General features: G+C 73.6%; 13 protein-coding genes. 3 read left to right on the forward strand and 10 right to left on the reverse strand.

The features are described from left to right. Positions 1-32: 32 nt before the first annotated feature. The 7 genes from pyrF to pyrR form a co-directional block, all read right to left on the reverse strand. Positions 33-851 (reverse strand): orotidine-5'-phosphate decarboxylase, encoded by an 819-nt coding sequence (pyrF, locus tag LTT61_RS07955; RefSeq protein ID WP_233019282.1) that lies wholly within the window; start codon positions 849-851, stop codon positions 33-35. Beyond that, the gene (gene carB / locus LTT61_RS07960; protein ID WP_233019283.1) at positions 848-4216 is read right to left on the reverse strand and encodes a carbamoyl-phosphate synthase large subunit; all 3369 of its coding nucleotides are present in this window, start codon (positions 4214-4216) and stop codon (positions 848-850) included. Before carB ends, pyrF begins: the two co-directional genes overlap by 4 nt. A gap of 1 nt (position 4217) precedes the next feature. Beyond that, positions 4218-5333: a glutamine-hydrolyzing carbamoyl-phosphate synthase small subunit gene (carA, locus tag LTT61_RS07965; RefSeq protein WP_233019284.1), complete on the reverse strand. Its 1116-nt coding sequence runs from the start codon at positions 5331-5333 to the stop codon at positions 4218-4220. Beyond that, the gene (locus LTT61_RS07970) at positions 5330-5839 is read right to left on the reverse strand and encodes a transporter (protein WP_233019285.1); all 510 of its coding nucleotides are present in this window, start codon (positions 5837-5839) and stop codon (positions 5330-5332) included. The genes carA and LTT61_RS07970 overlap by 4 nt, the downstream gene beginning before the upstream one ends. Next, positions 5839-7143 (reverse strand): dihydroorotase, encoded by a 1305-nt coding sequence (locus LTT61_RS07975; RefSeq protein ID WP_233019286.1) that lies wholly within the window; start codon positions 7141-7143, stop codon positions 5839-5841. The genes LTT61_RS07970 and LTT61_RS07975 overlap by 1 nt, the downstream gene beginning before the upstream one ends. Positions 7144-7219: 76 nt before the next feature. Then, entirely contained in the window at positions 7220-8182 is a 963-nt protein-coding gene (locus tag LTT61_RS07980) for an aspartate carbamoyltransferase catalytic subunit (protein WP_233019287.1), read from the reverse strand. Continuing rightward, positions 8182-8790, reverse strand: a complete 609-nt coding sequence (gene pyrR, locus LTT61_RS07985; RefSeq protein WP_233019288.1) for a bifunctional pyr operon transcriptional regulator/uracil phosphoribosyltransferase PyrR — start codon at positions 8788-8790, stop codon at positions 8182-8184. Before pyrR ends, LTT61_RS07980 begins: the two co-directional genes overlap by 1 nt. 169 nt (positions 8791-8959) lie before the next feature. Here pyrR and LTT61_RS07990 point away from each other — a divergent pair, with 169 nt between their 5' ends. Continuing rightward, the gene (locus LTT61_RS07990; RefSeq protein WP_233019289.1) at positions 8960-9583 is read left to right on the forward strand and encodes an alpha-ketoglutarate-dependent dioxygenase AlkB; all 624 of its coding nucleotides are present in this window, start codon (positions 8960-8962) and stop codon (positions 9581-9583) included. Between the two features lie 47 nt (positions 9584-9630). Then, positions 9631-10374: an HD domain-containing protein gene (locus LTT61_RS07995; RefSeq protein WP_233019290.1), complete on the forward strand. Its 744-nt coding sequence runs from the start codon at positions 9631-9633 to the stop codon at positions 10372-10374. 51 nt (positions 10375-10425) lie between these two features. Here LTT61_RS07995 and LTT61_RS08000 read toward each other — a convergent pair whose 3' ends face one another. Then, on the reverse strand, positions 10426-10983 hold the full coding sequence (locus LTT61_RS08000; RefSeq protein ID WP_233019291.1) for a DUF4334 domain-containing protein: 558 nt from the start codon (positions 10981-10983) through the stop codon (positions 10426-10428). Positions 10984-11049: 66 nt separating this feature from the next. Then, complete coding sequence (locus tag LTT61_RS08010) at positions 11050-16737, reverse strand: TIR domain-containing protein (RefSeq protein WP_269821863.1); 5688 nt, start codon at positions 16735-16737, stop codon at positions 11050-11052. 62 nt (positions 16738-16799) lie between these two features. Here LTT61_RS08010 and LTT61_RS08015 point away from each other — a divergent pair, with 62 nt between their 5' ends. Then, complete coding sequence (locus LTT61_RS08015) at positions 16800-18017, forward strand: SLC13 family permease (RefSeq protein ID WP_233019292.1); 1218 nt, start codon at positions 16800-16802, stop codon at positions 18015-18017. Between the two features lie 112 nt (positions 18018-18129). On the opposite strand, the gene LTT61_RS08020 is transcribed toward LTT61_RS08015, so the two are convergent. Next, positions 18130-19038 (reverse strand): inositol monophosphatase family protein, encoded by a 909-nt coding sequence (locus LTT61_RS08020; RefSeq protein WP_233019293.1) that lies wholly within the window; start codon positions 19036-19038, stop codon positions 18130-18132. Positions 19039-19055 lie beyond the last annotated feature (17 nt).

Consider the following 19055-nt stretch of genomic DNA (forward strand, 5'->3'; position numbering starts at 1 on the left):
CGGGCAGCGAGGGGGCCGGTACCCCCTGTGATTCAGCCGAGGAAGGCGAAGGCGTCCTGCAGCTCGCTCAGGCGAGCGCGGAGCGCCCGCGGGGACGGCCCGGCGCGCAGCAGTTCCCGGGAGACCGCGGGGACCACAGCGGGCAGCACGGCGGCAGGCAGCAGCGCGCGCACCGACTCCGGGCCGCCGCCCTGGGCGCCGATGCCGGGCATCAGGATCGGGCCGTTCAGCGCGCCCAGCTCGGGCGCCCGCTCGAGGGTGGCGCCGACGACAACGCCGACCGACCCCGCCGCGGCGCACGCGTTGCGCGCCGCCGCCTCGTCCACCACGACCTGCGCGACCGTCCGCTCCCCCGCCAGCGCCCGCTGCACCTGCGGCCCCTCCGGGTTGGAGGTGGCGGCGAGCACGAACACGCCGCGGCCGTTCATCGCGGCCAGCTCCAGGGCCGGCTCCAGCGAGCCGAAGCCGAGGTAGGGCGAGACGGTCACCGCGTCGCTGCCGAGCGGGCCGTCGGCCAGCCAGGCGTGCGCGTAGGCGTCCATGGTGGAGCCGATGTCACCGCGCTTGGCGTCGGCGAGCACCAGCGTGCCCGCCGCCCTGAGCTCGGCGACGGCGCGCTCCAGCACCGCGAGCCCGGCCGAGCCGTAGGTCTCGAAGAAGGCGACCTGCGGCTTCACCAGCGCGACGTTCCCGCGGTATCCCTCGACGCAGATCTCGGTGAAGGCGGCGAGCCCGGCCGGGTCCGCCGTCAGCCCCCACTCCGCGAGCAGCCCGGGGTGCGGATCGATGCCCGCGCACACCGGGCCGTATTTGCGCTGTGCCTGCCGGAGCCGCTCGCCGAACGCCGTCATCCGCGCAGCGCCGAGTGCAGTTCCTGCAGCGAGCGCACCCCGATGCCGCCGTTGATGACGGCCTCGATGCCCTGCACCGCGGCGGCGGCGCCCTGCACGGTGGTGATGCACGGGATGTTCACCCCGACCGCCGCGCTGCGGATCTCGTAGCCGTCCACGCGCGGCCCGGAGTTGCCGTACGGGGTGTTGAACACCATGTCGACCTCGCCGTCCCGGATCAGGTCGACGATCGACGGGCCCGGATCGGCGGCGTCGGCGGTGTGCTCCGAGTGCTTGCGCACCCGGTCGCAGGGAATGCCGTTGCGGCGCAGCATCTCCGCGGTGCCCTCGGTGGCCAGGATGCGAAACTTCAGGTCGTGCAGCCGCTTGACCGGGAAGACCATGGCCCGCTTGTCCCGGTTGGCGATCGAGACGAAGACCGTGCCCGAGGTCGGCAGCGAGCCGTAGGCGGCGGCCTGGCTCTTGGCGAAGGCGGTGCCGAAGTCGGCGTCGATCCCCATCACCTCGCCGGTGGACTTCATCTCCGGCGAGAGCAGCGAGTCGACCCCGCTGCCGTCGGCGCGGCGGAAGCGGTTGAACGGGAGCACCGCCTCCTTCACCGCGACCGGCGCGTCCAGCGGGACGTGCCCGCCGTCGCCGTCGGGGGGAAGCATGCCCTCCTTGCGCAGCCCGGCGATCGTGGCGCCCATGGCGATCCTGGCCGCCGCCTTGGCCAGCGGCACCGCGGTGGCCTTGGAGACGAAGGGCACCGTGCGGCTGGCGCGCGGGTTCGCCTCCAGCACGTAGAGCACGTCGTCCTTGAGCGCGTACTGCACGTTCAGCAGCCCGCGCACGCCGATGCCCTTGGCCAGCGCGATCGTCGAGCGCCGCACGGCCTCGATGTCGCTGCGGCCGAGCGTGATCGGCGGCAGCGCGCAGGCCGAGTCGCCGGAGTGGATCCCGGCCTCCTCGATGTGCTCCATGACGCCGCCGAGGTAGACCTCCTCGCCGTCGCAGAGCGCGTCGACGTCGATCTCGATGGCGTCTTCCAGGAAGCGGTCGACCAGCACCGGGTGGTCCGGGTTCAGCTCGGTGGCGCGGGTGATGTACCCCTCGAGCGCCTGCTCGTCGTAGACGATCTCCATGCCGCGCCCGCCGAGCACGTAGGAGGGGCGGACCAGCACCGGGTAGCCGATCTCCGCCGCGATCCGCTTGGCCTGCTCGACGGTGGTGGCGGTGCCGTACTTGGGCGCGGGCAGCCCGGCCGCGACCAGCACGTCGCCGAACTCGCCGCGGTCCTCGGCCAGGTCGATGGCGGCGGCGCTGGTGCCGACCACCGGGACGCCAGCGTCGGTGAGGCGCTGCGCCAGCCCGAGCGGGGTCTGCCCGCCGAGCTGCACGATCACCCCGGCCACGGTGCCGGAGGCGGCCTCGGAGGCGTACACCTCGAGTACGTCCTCGAAGGTGAGCGGCTCGAAGTAGAGCCGGTCGGCGGTGTCGTAGTCGGTGGAGACGGTCTCCGGGTTGCAGTTGACCATCACCGTCTCGTACCCGGCGGCCGAGAGCGTCTGCGCGGCGTGCACGCAGGAGTAGTCGAACTCGATGCCCTGGCCGATCCGGTTCGGGCCGGAGCCCAGGATGATGACCTTCTCCCGCTCGCGCTGCGGCGCCACCTCGGACTCCGCGGCGGGGTCGAGCTCGTAGGTGGAGTAGTGGTACGGCGTCTTCGCCTCGAACTCGGCGGCGCAGGTGTCGACGGTCTTGAAGACCGGGCGCACGCCGAGCCGGTGCCGCAGCACCCGGACGCCGGTCTCGCCTGCCAGCTCGGGGCGCAGCGCGGCCAGCTGGCCGTCGGAGAGGCCGTAGTGCTTGGCCCGGCGCAGCAGCGGCTCGTCCAGCACCGGGGCGTCGAGCAGCTCGGCGCGCAGCTCGACCAGCCCGGCCACCTCGGCGACGAACCACGGGTCGATCCCGGACGCCGCGGCCACCTCCTCGATGCCCGCGCCGAACCGCAGCGCCCGCTCGACCTGGTAGATCCGGCCCTCGGTCGGCACCCGCAGGTCGGCCAGGATCTCCTCGACCGCGGCGCGGTCCCGATCCGCCTGATTCGCGGCTCCGATTCCCTCACCGGCGGCGGCCCAGCGGCCGTCCTCGGTGGTCCAGAAGCCGGCGGCCTTGGTCTCCAGCGAGCGCAGCACCTTGCCGAGCGCCTCGCTGAAGTTGCGGCCCAGCGACATCGCCTCGCCCACCGACTTCATCGTGGTGGTGAGCGTCGGGTCGGCGCCGGGGAACTTCTCGAAGGCGAAGCGCGGCGCCTTGACCACCACGTAGTCCAGCGTCGGCTCGAAGCAGGCAGGCGTCTCGCCGGTGATGTCGTTGACGATCTCGTCCAGGGTGTAGCCGATGGCCAGCTTGGCGGCGATCTTGGCGATCGGGAAGCCGGTCGCCTTGGAGGCCAGCGCCGACGACCGGGAGACCCGCGGGTTCATCTCGATCACGATGAGCCTGCCGTCGGCCGGGTTCACCGCGAACTGGATATTGCAGCCGCCGGTGTCGACGCCGACCTCGCGCAGGATGGCGATGCCGAGGTCGCGCAGCTTCTGGTACTCGCGGTCGGTGAGCGTCATGGCCGGGGCGACGGTCATCGAGTCGCCGGTGTGCACGCCCATCGGGTCGACGTTCTCGATCGAGCAGACCACGACGACGTTGTCCCTGCCGTCGCGCATGAGCTCGAGCTCGAACTCCTTCCAGCCGAGGATGGACTCCTCGATCAGGACGTTCGCGGTGGGCGAGGCGGCGAGCCCGCCGCCGGCGATGCGGTCGAGGTCGGCGTGGTCGTAGGCCATGCCGGAGCCGAGCCCGCCCATGGTGAACGACGGCCGGACCACGACCGGGAAGCCGAGCTCGGCGACGGTGTCGCGGACCTCGTCCATGGTGTAGCAGACCCGGGAGCGGGCGCTCTCGCCGCCGACCTTCGCGACGATGTCCTTGAACTTCTGCCGGTCCTCACCGCGCTGGATGGCGTCGAAGTCGGCGCCGATCAGCTCGACGTCGTACTTCGCCAGCACCCCGCCCTCGTGCAGCGCGACCGCGGTGTTCAGCGCGGTCTGCCCGCCGAGGGTGGCCAGGATGGCGTCCGGGCGCTCCTTGGCGATGACCTTCTCGACGAACTCGGCGGTGATCGGCTCCACGTAGGTGGCGTCGGCGAACTCGGGGTCGGTCATGATGGTCGCCGGGTTGGAGTTCACCAGCGAGACGCGCAGCCCCTCGGCGCGCAGCACCCGGCACGCCTGGGTCCCGGAGTAGTCGAACTCGCAGGCCTGGCCGATGACGATCGGGCCGGAGCCGATGACCAGGATGTGCCGCAGATCCTCGCGACGAGGCATATCAGGCTCCTTCCAGGAGACCGGAGAACCGATCGAAGAGATACGCGGCGTCGTGCGGGCCCGCGGCGGCCTCGGGGTGGTACTGCACCGAGAAGGCGCGGCCGTTCACCAGCCGGACGCCCTCGACCGCGCCGTCGTTGGCGCAGACGTGGCTGACCTCGGCGCGGCCGAACGGGGTGTCGAACTGCTCGCCGCGCTCCCCCTCCAGCGCGAAGCCGTGGTTCTGCGCGGTGATCGAGACGCGCCCGGTCTCGTGCTCGAGCACCGGGATGTTGATGCCGCGGTGCCCGAACTTCATCTTGTAGGTGCCGCGGCCGAGGGCCCGGCCGAGGATCTGGTTGCCGAAGCAGATGCCGAAGAGCGGGAGCCCGCGCTCCAGCACACCCTGCGTGAGCGCGACCGCGCCGTCCTGGGTGGCCGGGTCGCCGGGGCCGTTGGAGAGGAAGACCCCGTCCGGGCTCAGCTCCAGGATGTGCTCCAGCGAGGTGGTCGCCGGGACCACGTGCACCCGGATGCCGCGCTCGGCGAACATCCGCGGGGTGTTGGTCTTGATGCCGAGGTCGACCGCGACCACGGTGTGCCTGTGCCCGCCCACCGGCTCGATGGTGTAGACGGCGTCGGTGCTGACCTCGTCGGCCAGGTCGGCGCCGAGCATCGAGTCCTGGCCGGTGACCCTCGCCACCAGCTCGTCGGCGCCCGCGAGCGCCGGGCCGGAGAAGATGCCCGCCTTCATCGAGCCGCGCGTGCGCAGGTGCCTGACCAGCGCGCGGGTGTCGATGCCCGCGATGCCGACGACATCCTGCTTCGCCAGCTCCTCCGGGAGCGTGGTGGTGGCGCGCCAGTTGGAGGCGCGGCGCGCCGGGTCGCGCACGGCGTAGCCTGCGACCCAGATCTTCCCGGACTCGTCGTCCTCGTCGTTCCAGCCGGTGTTGCCGATCTGCGGGGCGGTCGCCACCACGATCTGGCGGTGGTAGCTGGGGTCGGTGAGGGTCTCCTGGTACCCGGTCATGGCGGTGCAGAAGACCGCCTCGCCGAGCGTCTGGCCGACGGCGCCGTAGGCGGTGCCGCGGAAAATCCGGCCGTCCTCCAGCACCAGCGCCGCTTGCTGTCCTGTCATCCCTCGTCGTCTCCTGTCGTCGGCCGGGACGGGGCTGCCGTCCAGGCCGGATACACGGTCTTGTCGTCGCCGCGGAACCCGGTGTCGATCTCGGTGCCGGTCGGCAGCGTCCAGCGCACCACCAGCACACCGCCCTCGGTCATCACCTTGCCCGCGTGGCCGCGCTCGGTGCGCACCACGCTGATCGACTCCTGCGGCATCCAGATGGCGGGCGCGCCCGAGCGCTCCAGCAGGATCCCGCGCTCGAAGCGGGTGAGTTCGGCGGTGGCGCGGAAGCCCAGGTCGCCGACGGCGATCCGGTCCTGCCAGCTGGGTGCGATGGTGCTGCCCAGATAGAGCCCGGTGGTCGGCTCCAGCAGCTGGGCGCCGAGCTCGGCCGGGACCGGAGGCAGCTCGCCGATCCGCTCGGCCTGCCGCTTCGCCCGGTTCTGCCAGCCGCGATACATCAGGTAGAGGCCGAGCAGGAAGAAGATCAGCAGCCCGGCGACCCAGAGTATGCGTTCCATCAGAAGCCTCCCCCTCGCACCGCGACCGCGCCGTCGCGGGCGGTGATCCGGCCGCGCAGCACCGTGGCCGTGACCCGCGCGCGGAACGTCATCTCCTCGAACGGGGTGTTCTGCGCGATGCTGGCGAGCTCCCGGCCGCGCACGGTCCACTCGGCGTCCGGGTCGACCAGGGTCAGGTTGGCCGGTTCGCCGACGGCGATCGGGCGGCCCTGGTCGTCCAGCCCGACGATCCGGGCCGGGTTCTCGCTCAGCACCCGCGCGACCCCGCGCCAGTCCAGCAGCCCGGGGGCCACCATGGTCTGCGCGACGATGGCGAGCGCGGTCTCCAGGCCGAGCATGCCGGGGCGGGCGGCGGCGAACTCGCAGCACTTGTCCTGCTCGGCGTGCGGCGCGTGGTCGGTGGCGACGCAGTCGATCACGCCGTCGGCGAGCGCCTGGCGCAGCGCGGCGGCGTCCGACGCCTCGCGCAGCGGCGGGTTCACCTTGTTCACCGCGTCGTAGGTCTCCAGCCGGGAGTCGTCGAGCAGCAGGTGGTGCGGGGTGACCTCGGCGGTGATCGCGATGCCCTGCGCCTTGGCCCATTTCAGCAGCTCGACGGTGCCCGCGGTGGAGGCGTGGCAGATGTGCACGCGGGCGTCGGCGTCCCTGGCGAGCAGGGCGTCGCGCGCGACGATCGACTCCTCGGCGGCGCGCGGCCAGCCGGCCAGGCCGAGCCGGGCCGCGTTCGGCCCCTCGTGCGCGACCGCGCCGACGGTGAGCCGCGGCTCCTCCGCGTGCTGCGCGATGAGCACGCCGAGCGAATGCGCGTACTCCAGCGCGCGGCGCATGATCAGCGGGTCGGCGACGCAGTGGCCGTCGTCGGAGAAGACCCGGACCCCGGCCTCGCCCGCCGCCATGGTGCCCATCTCGGCGAGCCGCTCGCCCTTCAGCCCGACCGTGACCGCGCCGACCGGGTGCACGTCGACCAGCCCGACCTCGCGGCCGCGCCGGAAGACGTGGTCGGTGACGACCACCGAGTCGGCCACCGGGTCGGTGTTGGCCATGGCGAAGACCGCCGTGTAGCCGCCGAGCGCCGCCGCGGCGGAGCCGGTCTCGATGGTCTCGGTGTCCTCGCGGCCGGGTTCGCGCAGGTGCGTGTGCAGGTCGACGAAGCCGGGGAGCAGCACCTGGCCGTGCGCGGCCACGATCTCCGCGTCGCCCGCGTCCAGCTCGGCCCCGATCTCCCTGATCTCGCCGTCCACGATCAGCACGTCGACCGGCGCACCCTCGCCGTAGGGACGCGCTCCCCGAATCAGCAACCCCATCACGCTCCACCCTTTCCCGGCCTGAGCGAGGGCCCTCCGTGGCTACGCTCCGCTACCGCCTCCGGGCCTGACTCGCTCACGCCGACACCGCCTCGTGGGTTCCGACCAGCAGCCGGAACAGCACCGCCATCCGCATGTGCACTCCGTTCGTCACCTGTTGCAGGATCGCGGCCCGGTTCGAGTCGGCCACCGGCGAGGCGATCTCCATCCCGCGCAGCATGGGCCCCGGGTGCAGCACCACCGCGGCCTCGTCGAGCAGCGCCATCCGGCGCTCGGAGAGGCCGTACCTGACCGCGTACTCGCGCGCCGACGGGAAGAAGCCGCCGTTCATCCGCTCCGCCTGCACCCGCAGCATGAGCACCGCGTCCGCGCCGGGCAGCTCCGCGTCCAGCGCGTGCGAGACGCGCGCGGGCCAGGACTCCACCCCGACCGGGAGCAGTGTGCGCGGCGCGACCAGCACCACCTCGGCGCCGAGCGTCCGCAGCAGCAGCACGTTCGAGCGGGCCACCCGGCTGTGCAGGATGTCGCCGACGATCAGCACCCGCCTGCCCTCGATGTCGCCGAGCCGCTGGCGCAGGGTGAGCGCGTCCAGCAGCGCCTGGGTCGGGTGCTGGTGGGTGCCGTCACCGGCGTTCACCACCGCTGGCCCGCCCTGCCTGCCCTCGGCCACCGCCCAGGCATCCAGCCAGCGCGCGATCTGGTGTGCGGCGCCGGAGGCCGGATGCCGGACCACCAGCGCGTCCGCGCCCGCCGCGTGCAGCGTCAGCGCGGTGTCGCGCAGCGACTCGCCCTTGGCGACCGACGAGCTGCTCGCGCTGACATTGATCACGTCGGCACTCATCCACTTGCCCGCGACCTCGAAGGAGACCCTGGTGCGGGTGGAGTTCTCGTAGAACACGGTCATCACGGTGCGGCCGCGCAGCGTCGGCAGCTTGCGCACCTCGCGGCCGAGCAGCGCCTGCTCGAACCGCTCGGCCTCGTCGAGCAGCTCGGTGGCGGTCGCCCGGTCCAGGTCGGCGACCGTCAGCAGGTGTCGCATCAGGCCTCCTCCTCGTGCCGCAGGTGCACGCCGTCGCGGGCGTCGTGTTCGGTGAGCAGCACGGAGATGTCCTCGGAGCGGTTGGTCGGCACGTTCTTGCCCACGTAGTCGGCGCGGATCGGCAGCTCCCGGTGGCCGCGGTCGATCAGCACCGCGAGCTGAACGGCGCGCGGGCGGCCGAGGTCGCGCAGCCCGTCCAGCGCGGAGCGCACGGTGCGGCCGGAGAAGAGCACGTCGTCGACGAGCACGACCAGCGCGTCGTCGATGCCGCCGTCCGGCACCGAGGTGCGCTCCAGCGGCCGGTGCGGCCGGGAGCGCAGATCGTCCCGGTAGAGCGTGATGTCGAGGGAGCCGAGCGCGGGGCGGACGCCGCTGAACTCCTCGATCCGATCGGTGAGCCGGGCCGCGAGCGTGGTGCCGCGGGTCGGGATACCGATCAGGACGACGCGCGGAGCATCCGGCTCGCCGGAGTCCAGCGCGGTCTTCTCGATGATCTGATGCGCCATGCGGGCGACGGTGCGCCCCACATCGGCGGCCGAGAGCAGCTCGCGAGCGCCTGCGAGCCGATCGGCGGAGTGCCGCTCGGAGGTGTCGTCGGGCACGGCCATGCCGACCTCCTTCCCCGCCTCACCGGACGGTCCGTTAAAGGATGTCTTACCGGGAAAGCAGCCTAGCAGCGCAGCGAAGGTGCCCTTCACCAGCGGTATCGCGATGTGAGGTCGGCCACGCCGCCGGCCGTTCTAGCACAGATGTTCGAATAGCTGTAGAGTCGCCCGCATGCACGCCTGGCAGGGTTCGCTCTTCGACCAGTCGCCCGCGGCCGGGCTCGGCGAGCTCTCCGCGCTGCACCGCACCGAGCTGGGGCAGGGCGCCTGGGTCGACCTGCTGCCCGGCTGGCTCACCGGCGCCGCCGCGCTCTTCGACCGGCTGGCCGCCGAGGTGCCGTGGCGGGCCGAGCGCCGCCCGATGTACGACCGGGTGGTCGACGTGCCGCGGCTGCTCTGCTTCTACGGCGAGCAGGACCCTCTGCCCGACCCGATCCTCGCGACCGCGCGGGAGGCGCTCTCCGCGCACTACGGCCCCGAGCTCGGTGAGCCGTTCCGCACCGCCGGGCTCTGCTGGTACCGCGACGGCGGGGACAGCGTGGCCTGGCACGGCGACACCATCGGCCGCGGCGCCACGCACGACACCATGGTCTCCATCGTCTCGCTCGGCGCGCCGCGGGCCCTGCTGCTGCGCCCGCGCGGCGGCGGCGCGAGCCGGCGCTACCACCTCGGCCACGGCGACCTGCTGGTGATGGGCGGCTCCTGCCAGCGCACCTGGGAGCACGCGGTGCCGAAGACCAGGCGGCCGGCCGGGCCGCGGATCAGCGTGCAGTTCCGGCCGCGCGGGGTGCGCTGAGCGGCGCTCGCTCGGCCGTGCCCGGCCCGCCGGGATAGATTGCTCCCATGGGCACACCGGAGGCGGGGGTACTCGCCGTGATGCCGCTGCACACCATCAGCGAGGTCTACGGCGAGGACGGTCTCCGCGGACGGCTGCTCGGCGAGGTGGCCGAGCTGCCGGAGCGGGAGCGCGTCCTCGCCGCGCTCGAGCTCGCCGCCGAGCTGCACCGCGATGACCGCTACGGGCGCGAGCCCTACCTGAGCCACCTGCTGCGGGTGTCGATCCGGATCGTCAGCCACTACGAGGTGCGCGACGCCGACCCGGTGATCGCCGGGCTGCTGCACGACTCGGTCGAGGACCACGCCCCCGAACTGGCTGCGCTGCACGGGGATTCGGGCGTCGACGCGCGCACCGCCGCGCTCGCGGTGCTCACCGGGCGGTTCGGCGAGCGGGTCGCGGAGATCGTCGCCGCGGTCACCAATTCGGAGCGCGACCCAGCGGACAGGGCCGATGTCGCCGAGCGGCACCGCCGCTACCGCGAGCACATCACGGCCAGCCTGGACAGCTCCCCCTGGGGCCGGGTGGTGAAGCTCTCCGACTTCACCGACAACGGGGTCGGCATCCTCTACGCCACCGGCCCGGTCATGCCCCGGCTCGCCCGCAAGTACGCGCCGCTCACCGACGTCTACCGGGAGCTGGTCCGGCGCGCCGACACCCCGCTCGCCGAGCACGTCAAGGAGCACATCCTGGGCCAGCTCGACCTCGCCGACGAGCGCTTCGCCGCCATCCTCGCCGACGAACCGAGCTGACCCCCGGCCCCGCGCGAGCGGCGGGCGGCCGCTCCCGGCACGACGCCGGGCTCAGCGGCGCAGGACGAAGAAGTACGGCTCCGCGAGGTCGCGCATGTCCATGATGCCGAGCAGGGTGTGCTCGTCGACCCGCCGGAAGTGGTCGATGATCGGCAGGTGGTCGTAGATCATGGCGACGCTCACCGCGCCGCGGTACTCGATGTCGCGCAGCCGCGCGGTGTACTTGCGGGTGCGCAGCGCGATCCCGAGCACCGGGAGGGCCTTGTTGATCAGCCGGACCCCGGAGAGCGGCACCTTGTCGGTGAGGGTCAGCGGAACGCGGCGCGGGTCGACCGGGAAGACGGCGCCGGTGGAGTCGGAGAAGAGCAGCGGGTGGACTTGCTCGGGGCCGTCGAACTGCTTGCCGTACCAGCCGGAGGCGACGAGCACGCCGGCGAAGGGGTGCCCGGTGTCGAGCTCCTCGCCCTGCCAGCGGCCCAGCGTGACCTCGTCGGTGCGGGCGGCGGGCAGGCCGTCGAAGAGCGCCCACGCCTGCTCGGGGGTGGCGCCGGACTGCTGCAGCAGCGCCAGCTCGGCCGCTGCGGTGGCAGCGCTGTCGATCGCGACCATGTCGGTGTTCTCTCCTCGTGTCGGGGCCCGTGCAACGATCAGAGTATCTGTCTCTCAGGGTATCGGTCAGAACGGCTCGTCCGGCGCCAGCCTGCGGATCTCCGGGAGCTGGGCGTCCAGCTCCCCGGTCTCGAACCGGGTGGTGCCGACGACGTGCCAGAACTGCCCCGCCGTGTCGCCGGAGACCTTGTACCTGCCGTCCGGCGCCAGCGCGGCCCAGCCCTCGGGCAGGCCGAGCAGCGCCGCCCTGATCCGCGGCTCCGCGATGTCGGCGAGGTCCCAGAGCAGCACGGTGCCGTCGTCGCCGCCACCGGCGAGCAGCTTGCCGGCGGGGTCGAAGGTGATCGACCAGACGCGGCGGCGGTGTCCCTCCAGCGTGTGCAGGTGCCTGCCGGTGGCGATGTCCCAGAGCCGCACCACCAGGTCGTCCCCCGCGGTGGCGAGCAGCCCGGTGACCGGGTCGGCAGCGGCGGTCCAGAGCCGGTCGCTGTGCCTGGTCAGCTCGTGCCGGAGCGCGCCGGTGCGGAGGTCCCAGATCCGCGCGGTGGTGTCCCAGGAGGCGCTGATCACCGAATCGCCGTGGAAGGCGACGGCGTACACCCGGTCGGTGTGGCCGCTCAGGGTGCGCACCAGCGCGCCGGAGTGCACGTCCCACACGCGGACGAGGGAGTCGTCGCAGCCGGTGGCCATGAGCGTCCCGGTGGCGTCGAAGGCGATGGAGCGCACCCGGCCGCGGTGCTCCCGGCACACCAGGTACTGAGCGCCGGTGGTGCGCCGCCAGAGCACGACGGTGTCGTCGTCGTTGGCGGTCGCCAGCAGCGCGCCGGTCGGGTCGAAGGCGCTGGCCCAGATCGGCGCGGCGTCGACGCCCAGGTGCCGCTCGTAGAGCCCGGTGCCCAGGTCGAGCATGCTGAGCCTGCCGTCGTTGCCGACGGTGGCCAGGGTCTGCGGCCTGCCCGGCACGAAGGCCGCCGACTCGTAGGTGACCAGGCGATCCTCGCTGCCGACGAGCCGGCGCCCCGCGCTTCCGGTCACCGGGTCCCAGAGCTGCACGCTGCCGTCGTTGCCGCAGGCGGCGAGCAGGCTGCTGTCGGCGTTGAAGGCGACGGTGCGGATGCTGCGGCCGTGCCCGGCGAGGGTGTGCCTGCAGTGGCCCGTGCCCGGGTCCCACAGCCTGGCGGTGAACTGGTCGTCGGTGACGGCCAGCTGGCCGCCGCCGGGCCGGAAGGCGAACGGCCAGACCGACCCGGTGTGCGCGGTGAGCCGGTGCCCGGTGACCGCGGTGTCGGCATCGCGCACGCAGACGACGCCGGCGCTGTCGGCGGAGGCGAGCAGGTCGCCGGCCTGATCGAAGGCGACCCAGTAGAGCGCGGCGGCATGGTCGGTGGCGGTGTGCGCGAGCTCGCCGGTCGCGGTGTCCCACAGCCGGATCACGCCGTCGGTGTCGCCGGAGGCGAGCAGCGGGCGGGCCGGGTGGAAGGCGAGGGTGTAGACGGCGCCGGTGTGCCCGGGCAGCTCGCGCAGCCCGGTCTCGGAACTCCACAGCGCCAGCGCGCCGCGGGCGCCGCCGACCGCGAGCACGGTGCCGGTTGGGTCGAAGGCGAGCCGATACACCGCCCCGGTCGCCGCGGTGAATCGGTGCAGCTCGGCACCGGTCCCGACGTCCCGGACCAGAACCGTGCCGTCCCGGTATCCGGCGGCCAGCCTGGTGCCGTGCACGGCGAGGGTGTAGATCAGCTCGCCCGCCCCCGCGGGCTCGGTCTCGTGCCGCAGTTCCCCCTCCGGCAGCGACCAGACCCGCAGCACGCCGTCCGCGTCACCGGTGGCGAGCACCCCGTCGCCCGCCACCACCGGCCAGGCCCATTCACGATGGCCGCGCAGAATGTTCCTGCTCTCCCCCGTGCCCGGGTCCCAGAGCCCGACATTGCCGTCCCCGGAGCCGCTGATCAGCAGCGATCCCGCGAAGAGCACGGCGAAGGTACGGGCCCGGTGCCCCAGCAGGGTGCGCAGCGGGCGGCCGGTGTCGGCGTCGTAGAGGTGCACGCCGCCGTCGTCGCTGCCGATGGCGATGGTGCCGCCGTCCGGGCTGTAGGCGATCGGCTGCGGCAGCCTGCCGTGCCTGGCGTGGAAGCCGTGCCGGACGCCGAGCGCGGCAGGCGCGAACTCGGTGACCGCCCGGCCGCCGGGCAGCACCGCCGCGCCGAGCCGGTCCAGCCCGTCCGGGGCGCCGGTCACCGCGAGCAGCGCGGTGCGCAGCCAGCGCGCCCCCGCGGTGCGCGCGCCGGTCAGGTCGGTGCGGGTGAGCCGGGCCCGGCTCAGGTCGGCCGCGGTGAGATCGGCGCCGGTCAGGTCGGCCTCGTCCAGCCGCGCCCCGACCAGCCCGGCATCGCGCAGCACGGCACCGCGCAGGTCGGTGCCGACCAGCCGGGCGCCGGTCAGGTCGGCGCCGGTGAGGTCGACCTCGCGCAGGTCGCGGTAGGAGAGATCCTCCCCGGCGAGCACGGCGCCGCGCAGGTCGGCCGAGCGCGAGGTGCGCAGCCGGGTGGTCACCCGGATGGCGTTGGTGCGCAGCACCTCGGCGGCGTCCGGCTCGGCGAGCACCAGCTCGGCCCACTCGCGCAGCGAGCGCACGTCGGTGAGGTCGCAGAGGAAGTCCACCGAGAGCGGGGAGAGCAGCGCCTGCGCCAGCTGCGGCGGGGTGCGGTCGCCGCCGCGGAACCGGTCCGCGATGTGATCCGCCACCAGCCACTCCGCCACCGAGGCGTGGATGAAGCCGAAGAGGTCCTCCTCGGTGCGCACCAGCAGGCTGCCGGAGCCGATGGCGTGCGCCGACTGCGGGATGGAGAGCCGCTGCGGCCCGACCAGCTCCACCAGCTCCCGCGCGACGTCGGTGAGCTCGGCGCGGCGCAGGTACGGCTCGCCGGTCTCCCAGACCCGCAGCGCGAACGCGGTGACCGCCTGCCACATCTCGGTCACCCGCAGACCGGGCTGGGCCCCGGGGCCGCCGCTCGCCCGCTCCGCCTCGTGGGACAGCCAGAATTCGAGGATCTCCCGGTACAGCCCGGCCGCGCCGACCGCCTGCCGAGCCCCGGCCGCCGCACGGAGCCGGCGGTCGTCCAGATCGGCGATGAAGCTGAGCATGCGCGGGTTGCGGGCCAGGCCGAGCAGCTCCTCGATCCCGGTGAGCAGCCGCATCCGCGCCTCGGCGCGCGCGGTGTCGCCGCCGTACCGGTTGGCCAGGAATGCCTGGATCTGCGGCGGGCCGAACTCCTCGATGCCGAAGATGCGCCGCTCCCGCAGCGCCCCGACCCGCTCGCCGAGCGCGGTCAGCACCTGCGCCCGCGAGGCGAAGTGCTGGGTGCGCGCGGCGACCACGATCTTGGCCTTGCCCTCGGCCGCGCGCAGCAGCGTCTCCAGGTGGTCGGCGGCGAACTCGTAGCTGATCCGGTTCACCAGCTCGTCGAAGCCGTCGAAGAGCAGCACCACCCGGCCCTCGGCGAGCATGTAGCGCAGCGCCTTCAGGTCGATCCGATCCTCGCCGTGGCCGGCCAGGTGCGCGGCGACGAGGGCGTCCACCGAGTGCGTCTTGTCCAGGTGCCGCAGCTCGACCAGGATCGGCACCAGCGCGGGCATGGTCTCGGTGATCCGGCGGGCCAGTTCGCGCAGCGCGAAGGTCTTGCCGCGCCCGAAATCGCCGAGGACGAGCACGAACCGGCCCTGGTCGGCGGCGACCACCCGGAGCAGCTCGGCGACGAGGTCGTCCTCGATCCGCTGGTCGCCGTGGTCGAGCACGCGGAAGCGCTGCGGCACGTACAGCTCCGGCGGGTAGCGCTGGTCGGTGCGCAGCCGGGCGGCCTGCCCGGCCAGGTAGTCGTCCAGGTCGAGCAGCCCCTGGAACTCGCTGAAGCTGCGCACCCGCAGCCCGTACCCGGCGGCCTCCTCGCGCAGCGAGCGCGGCGGCGGCGCGCCGCGGTACACCAGCTCGGAGCCGAACCCGGGCTCGTGCGCGAGCACCGCGTCGACCACCTCGCGGGTCACCTCGCCGACGTGCACGGCGACCCGCGACTGCACGGTCACCCCCTCCGCGTCCCTGGTGACCAGCAGGTGCGGCGGCACCGCGGCCACCCGGCGCACGGTGGCGCCCTGGTGCCTGGCCTCGACCACCTCGGCCACCCTGGCCAGCAGCCGGTCGTGCGGGTCGAGCGCCGGGTCGTCGGTGGCCGGGTCCGGCGCCGCCGGGAGCGCGGCCGTGTCGGCGGCCGCGGTGAGTGCCGCGGCGGCCCGGCTGAACTCGACCGGGACCAGCGCGGCGGGCTCGGTGGCGCCCGCGGGGTAGCGGGCGATGCCGTCCGCGGTGATGTGCAGGATCTCCGCGGCGCCCGGCGCGGCGGCGGGCAGCACCGGGAGCACGCCGTCCAGCCGGTCGGCGAGCACCCCGCCCGGGCCGGGGCCGTGCAGCAGCAGGTTGAGCCGGCTGCCGAGCAGCCTGCTCAGCACCGGAACGTCGTGCAGCAGCGCGGGGTCGCGCGGATCGCCGCCGGGGCCGGGCAGCGGGTCGTGCCGCACCAGCCCGATCCGCAGCCAGCCGTCGTTCTCGAAGGCGCGCAGCCGCTCCGCGAACCAGGCGGCCTGCACCTCGCCGAGCAGGCCGTGGTCGTCCTCGGGCAGGTGGGTGGCGGCCATGGTGGAGTCCAGCCCGGCCACCACCACCCGCAGCGCCGGGATCGGGAACAGCGTCCACGGCTGCCCCACGTCGAAGACCAGGTGCTCCAGCCCCTGGTACAGCTCGCCGAAGAGCCGGGTGAACTGCTCCAGCTTCGGGAAGTACGGCGGCTGCGGGGTGCGGTCGCGGGCCTCGCAGTTCAGGAAGTAGGCGTGGCAGGCGGCCTTGGAGACGTCGTGGTTGCCGGGCACCACCGCGATCCGGTCCGGCTCAAGGCCGAGCAGCACCCGCAGCCCGGTGAGGAAGGCGAGTGCCTCGTCCGCCTCCTTGGGCTTGCCCGCCTCGGTGAGATCGCCGGAGACCACGAGCAGCTCCGGCGCGGGCACCCCCGCGTCCACCGCGTGCGTGACGTTCGCCCAGATCCGGGACTGCAGGTCCCGCGCGGTGCCCGGTTCGCTGCCGAGCAGGCCGCGGCCGAAGCGCGGGCCCGCGATGTGCAGCACGCTCACGCCCGGCTGCCGCGGCACCGTGCCCGGCGCGCCGGGGAAGCCCGGCTCGGCCACCGGGACGTGCCGGTTGGCGCGCTCGGCGGCGGCCGCGGCGGCCCGCTCGAGATCGGGGAAGTGCCGGTCGTCGTAGCGCCCGACGGGAAACCCGGGCGCGGCGGCTGGCTTGTTCCGCCCGGCCAGCACCTGCCGCACCCGGTCGAAGAGCACCGCGCGGGCCCGCTCGGCATCGGCAACGCCGAGCAGATCGATCCAGGTGAGCGTGGCGAGCAGCCCCTCCGGCGCGCACTCCCCGATCCGGACCGGGATGAGCTTGCCCGGGTCGGTGCGCATGGCGGCCTGCCACTCCATGGTCCCGTACCGGGAGGCCAGGTAGTTCTCCGAGAGCAGCGCCAGCATCACCGACGAATCCCGCACCCCGCGGTCCATGAAGTCGATGAAATTGGTGCCCGGCACGAAGTCCCATGCCTGGATGAGCGTGCTGTATCCGGCCGACTCCAGCTGCCAGGCCAGCCAGGTCGCCCAGCGCTCGTCCGCCGGTGAATAGCTGACGAAGAAGTCCCGTGCCCGCCCCTGATCCGTCACACCCGACAGTATGGCCCACCCGATGGACATGTCCCGCAGGCGATTACTGCCATGATGGGGTCGTGCCCGAGCCGGTCGACACCCCCTCGCCACGCCGCACCTCCACGCTGGATCGCCTGCGGATCGGGCTGCTGGTGGCCGGCGTGCTCTGCGTCGCCACCGGGCTGCTGCCGCGCGCCGAGGCGGTGGCGAACATGCGCCGGATCGGCCCGCTGCTGCTCTTCCTCGGCAGCGTCATCGTGCTGGCCGAGCTGACCAGGCGGGCCAAGGTCTTCGACGTCATCGCGCACCGGCTCGCCATCGCGGGCCGCGGCCGCTACCCCGCGCTCTTCGCGCTCTGCGTGGTGTTCGCGGCCGGCACCACCATCCTGCTGAACCTGGACACCACCGCGGTGCTGCTCACCCCGGTCATGCTGGCGCTGGCCGGCCCGGCCCGGATCCCGCCGCTGCCGCTGGCCATGACCACGCTCTGGCTGGCCAACACCGCCAGCCTGCTGCTCCCGGTGTCGAACCTGACCAACCTGCTCGCCGCCGAACGGATCGACCTGAGCGCCACCGAGTTCGCCGCCGTCATGGCGCTGCCGCAGCTGGCCTCGATCGCGGCGACGGCGCTCTGCCTGTGGTGGTTCTACTGGCGGCGGGCGCACCGCGACGCCGACACCTACCTGCCGCCGGAGCCGATCCGGCTCGACGGGCCGCGCGACCGCGCTCTGCTCGTCGCGACCTCCGCCGCGTGCGTGCTCTTCGTCGCGGCGATCCCGCTGCTCGGCGAGCAGATCGGGATCGCGGCAGTACTGGCGGCGGCGCTGGCGGTGGCCGCCTTCGCGGTCTGGGACCGCGCCGCGCTGCGCTGGTCGCTGCTGCCGTGGCGGCTGCTGGTCTTCGTGGTGGGGCTGTTCCTGGTGGTGCCGACGCTGAGCCGGTTCGGCCTCGGCGAGCTGATGGGCGCGCTGATCGGCGTCGATCCCGGTGCGGCAGGCGCTTTCCGGGCCGCGGCGGCCGGTGCCGGGCTGTCCAATATCGCCAACAACCTGCCCGCCTACACCGCGGGCGAGGCGGTGATTCCGGTGGAGAACCGGACCCAGCTGCTCGCGCTGCTGATCGGCACCAATGTGGCCCCGATCGTGACGCCGTGGGGCTCGCTGGCGACGCTGCTGTGCCTGGAGTTCTGCCGGGCGCACGGGGTTTCGGTGCCGATGCGCCGGTTCGTGCGCACCGGGCTGGTGCTGGCGGTGCTCGCCACCGGCGGCGCGGTCACCGCCCTCGTACTGACCGCCTGACGGTCCCGCCCGGGCACGGTCACCGTTCTTGTGCCAACCGCCTGCCGGTCCCGCCCGAGCACGTCGCCGCTCTCGTGCCGACGGCCCGGCCCTGGCACGGTCGCCGGGCTGCTCAGCCGGGCAACCCGCTCACCCGGACCCCGGCCGCCGACTCCACCAGCCCGGCCAGTGCGGGCAGCACCTCGGGGCGGGCCGCGACGAAATCGATCGCACCCCCGGCCGGGGTGATGTGCTCGGTGAGCGGCGCGCCGTCGAAGCCGACGATCCGCACCCCCGCCTCGCGCGCGATGAGCGTGCCCGCGGGCAGATCGATCTGGCCCGCGCCGTAGCCGACGAAGCCGTCGATGTCGCCGCGGCTCAGCATGATCCAGCAGAGCAGCGGCGACCAGAGCTGGATCAACCTGCGGGAACCGGCCTCCAGCGTGAGCCGTAGGGCCCGCGCGGCGGGATCGGTGCGCCGGATCGGGTAACCCTGCAGCCAGGCCAGCACCGGGCCGGAGCCGGCCGCCGGAGCGGAGCCGCAGCGCAGCCTGCCGTCCGGGCCGTGCGCCCCGCGCCCGCGGATCGCCGACCAGGTGTGCCCCGCCACCGGTTCGTGCACGACGCCGAGCACCGGGGACCCGCGGTGGCAGAGCGCGATGCCGACGGTGCAGACCGGCAGCCCGATCGCGATGTTGTTGGTGCCGTCCAGCGGGTCGACCACCCAGGTCCAGTCGTCGTCGAAGCCCTCGAGCAGCCCGGATTCCTCGGCGAGCACGCGGTGACCGGGGAAGGCGCCGCGGATGCGATCCAGGATGATCCGCTCGGCGCGCAGGTCCAGCTCGGTCACCAGATCGCCGCCCGCGTCCTTGACGCTGATGCCGAGCGCGCCGTGCAGCCCGCCCCGGATCACCGCGCCCGCCTCCTCGGCGGCCGCGATCGCCACCCGGGCGGCGGCCTGTGTGACCGCGCTCACCGTCGGCGCGGCGAGGCCGCCCGCCCGGATCAGGCCGGGTGCGGTCGCCGCCTCACGTGTTCGCATGGGGCTGCCTCCGCTCG

Source organism: Nocardia asteroides (assembly GCF_021183625.1).
GTDB lineage: Bacteria > Actinomycetota > Actinomycetes > Mycobacteriales > Mycobacteriaceae > Nocardia > Nocardia asteroides_A.

Excerpts from the sequence above, each read along its gene's own strand:
- pyrF (WP_233019282.1), bottom strand. The coding sequence starts at position 851 with ATGACGGCGTTCGGCGAGCGGCTCCGGCAGGCACAGCGCAAATACGGC.
- carB (WP_233019283.1), bottom strand. The coding sequence starts at position 4,216 with ATGCCTCGTCGCGAGGATCTGCGGCACATCCTGGTCATCGGCTCCGGC.
- carA (WP_233019284.1), bottom strand. The coding sequence starts at position 5,333 with ATGACAGGACAGCAAGCGGCGCTGGTGCTGGAGGACGGCCGGATTTTC.
- LTT61_RS07970 (WP_233019285.1), bottom strand. The coding sequence starts at position 5,839 with ATGGAACGCATACTCTGGGTCGCCGGGCTGCTGATCTTCTTCCTGCTC.
- LTT61_RS07975 (WP_233019286.1), bottom strand. The coding sequence starts at position 7,143 with ATGGGGTTGCTGATTCGGGGAGCGCGTCCCTACGGCGAGGGTGCGCCG.
- LTT61_RS07980 (WP_233019287.1), bottom strand. The coding sequence starts at position 8,182 with ATGCGACACCTGCTGACGGTCGCCGACCTGGACCGGGCGACCGCCACC.
- pyrR (WP_233019288.1), bottom strand. The coding sequence starts at position 8,790 with ATGGCCGTGCCCGACGACACCTCCGAGCGGCACTCCGCCGATCGGCTC.
- LTT61_RS07990 (WP_233019289.1), top strand. The coding sequence starts at position 8,960 with ATGCACGCCTGGCAGGGTTCGCTCTTCGACCAGTCGCCCGCGGCCGGG.
- LTT61_RS07995 (WP_233019290.1), top strand. The coding sequence starts at position 9,631 with ATGGGCACACCGGAGGCGGGGGTACTCGCCGTGATGCCGCTGCACACC.
- LTT61_RS08000 (WP_233019291.1), bottom strand. The coding sequence starts at position 10,983 with ATGGTCGCGATCGACAGCGCTGCCACCGCAGCGGCCGAGCTGGCGCTG.
- LTT61_RS08020 (WP_233019293.1), bottom strand. The coding sequence starts at position 19,038 with ATGCGAACACGTGAGGCGGCGACCGCACCCGGCCTGATCCGGGCGGGC.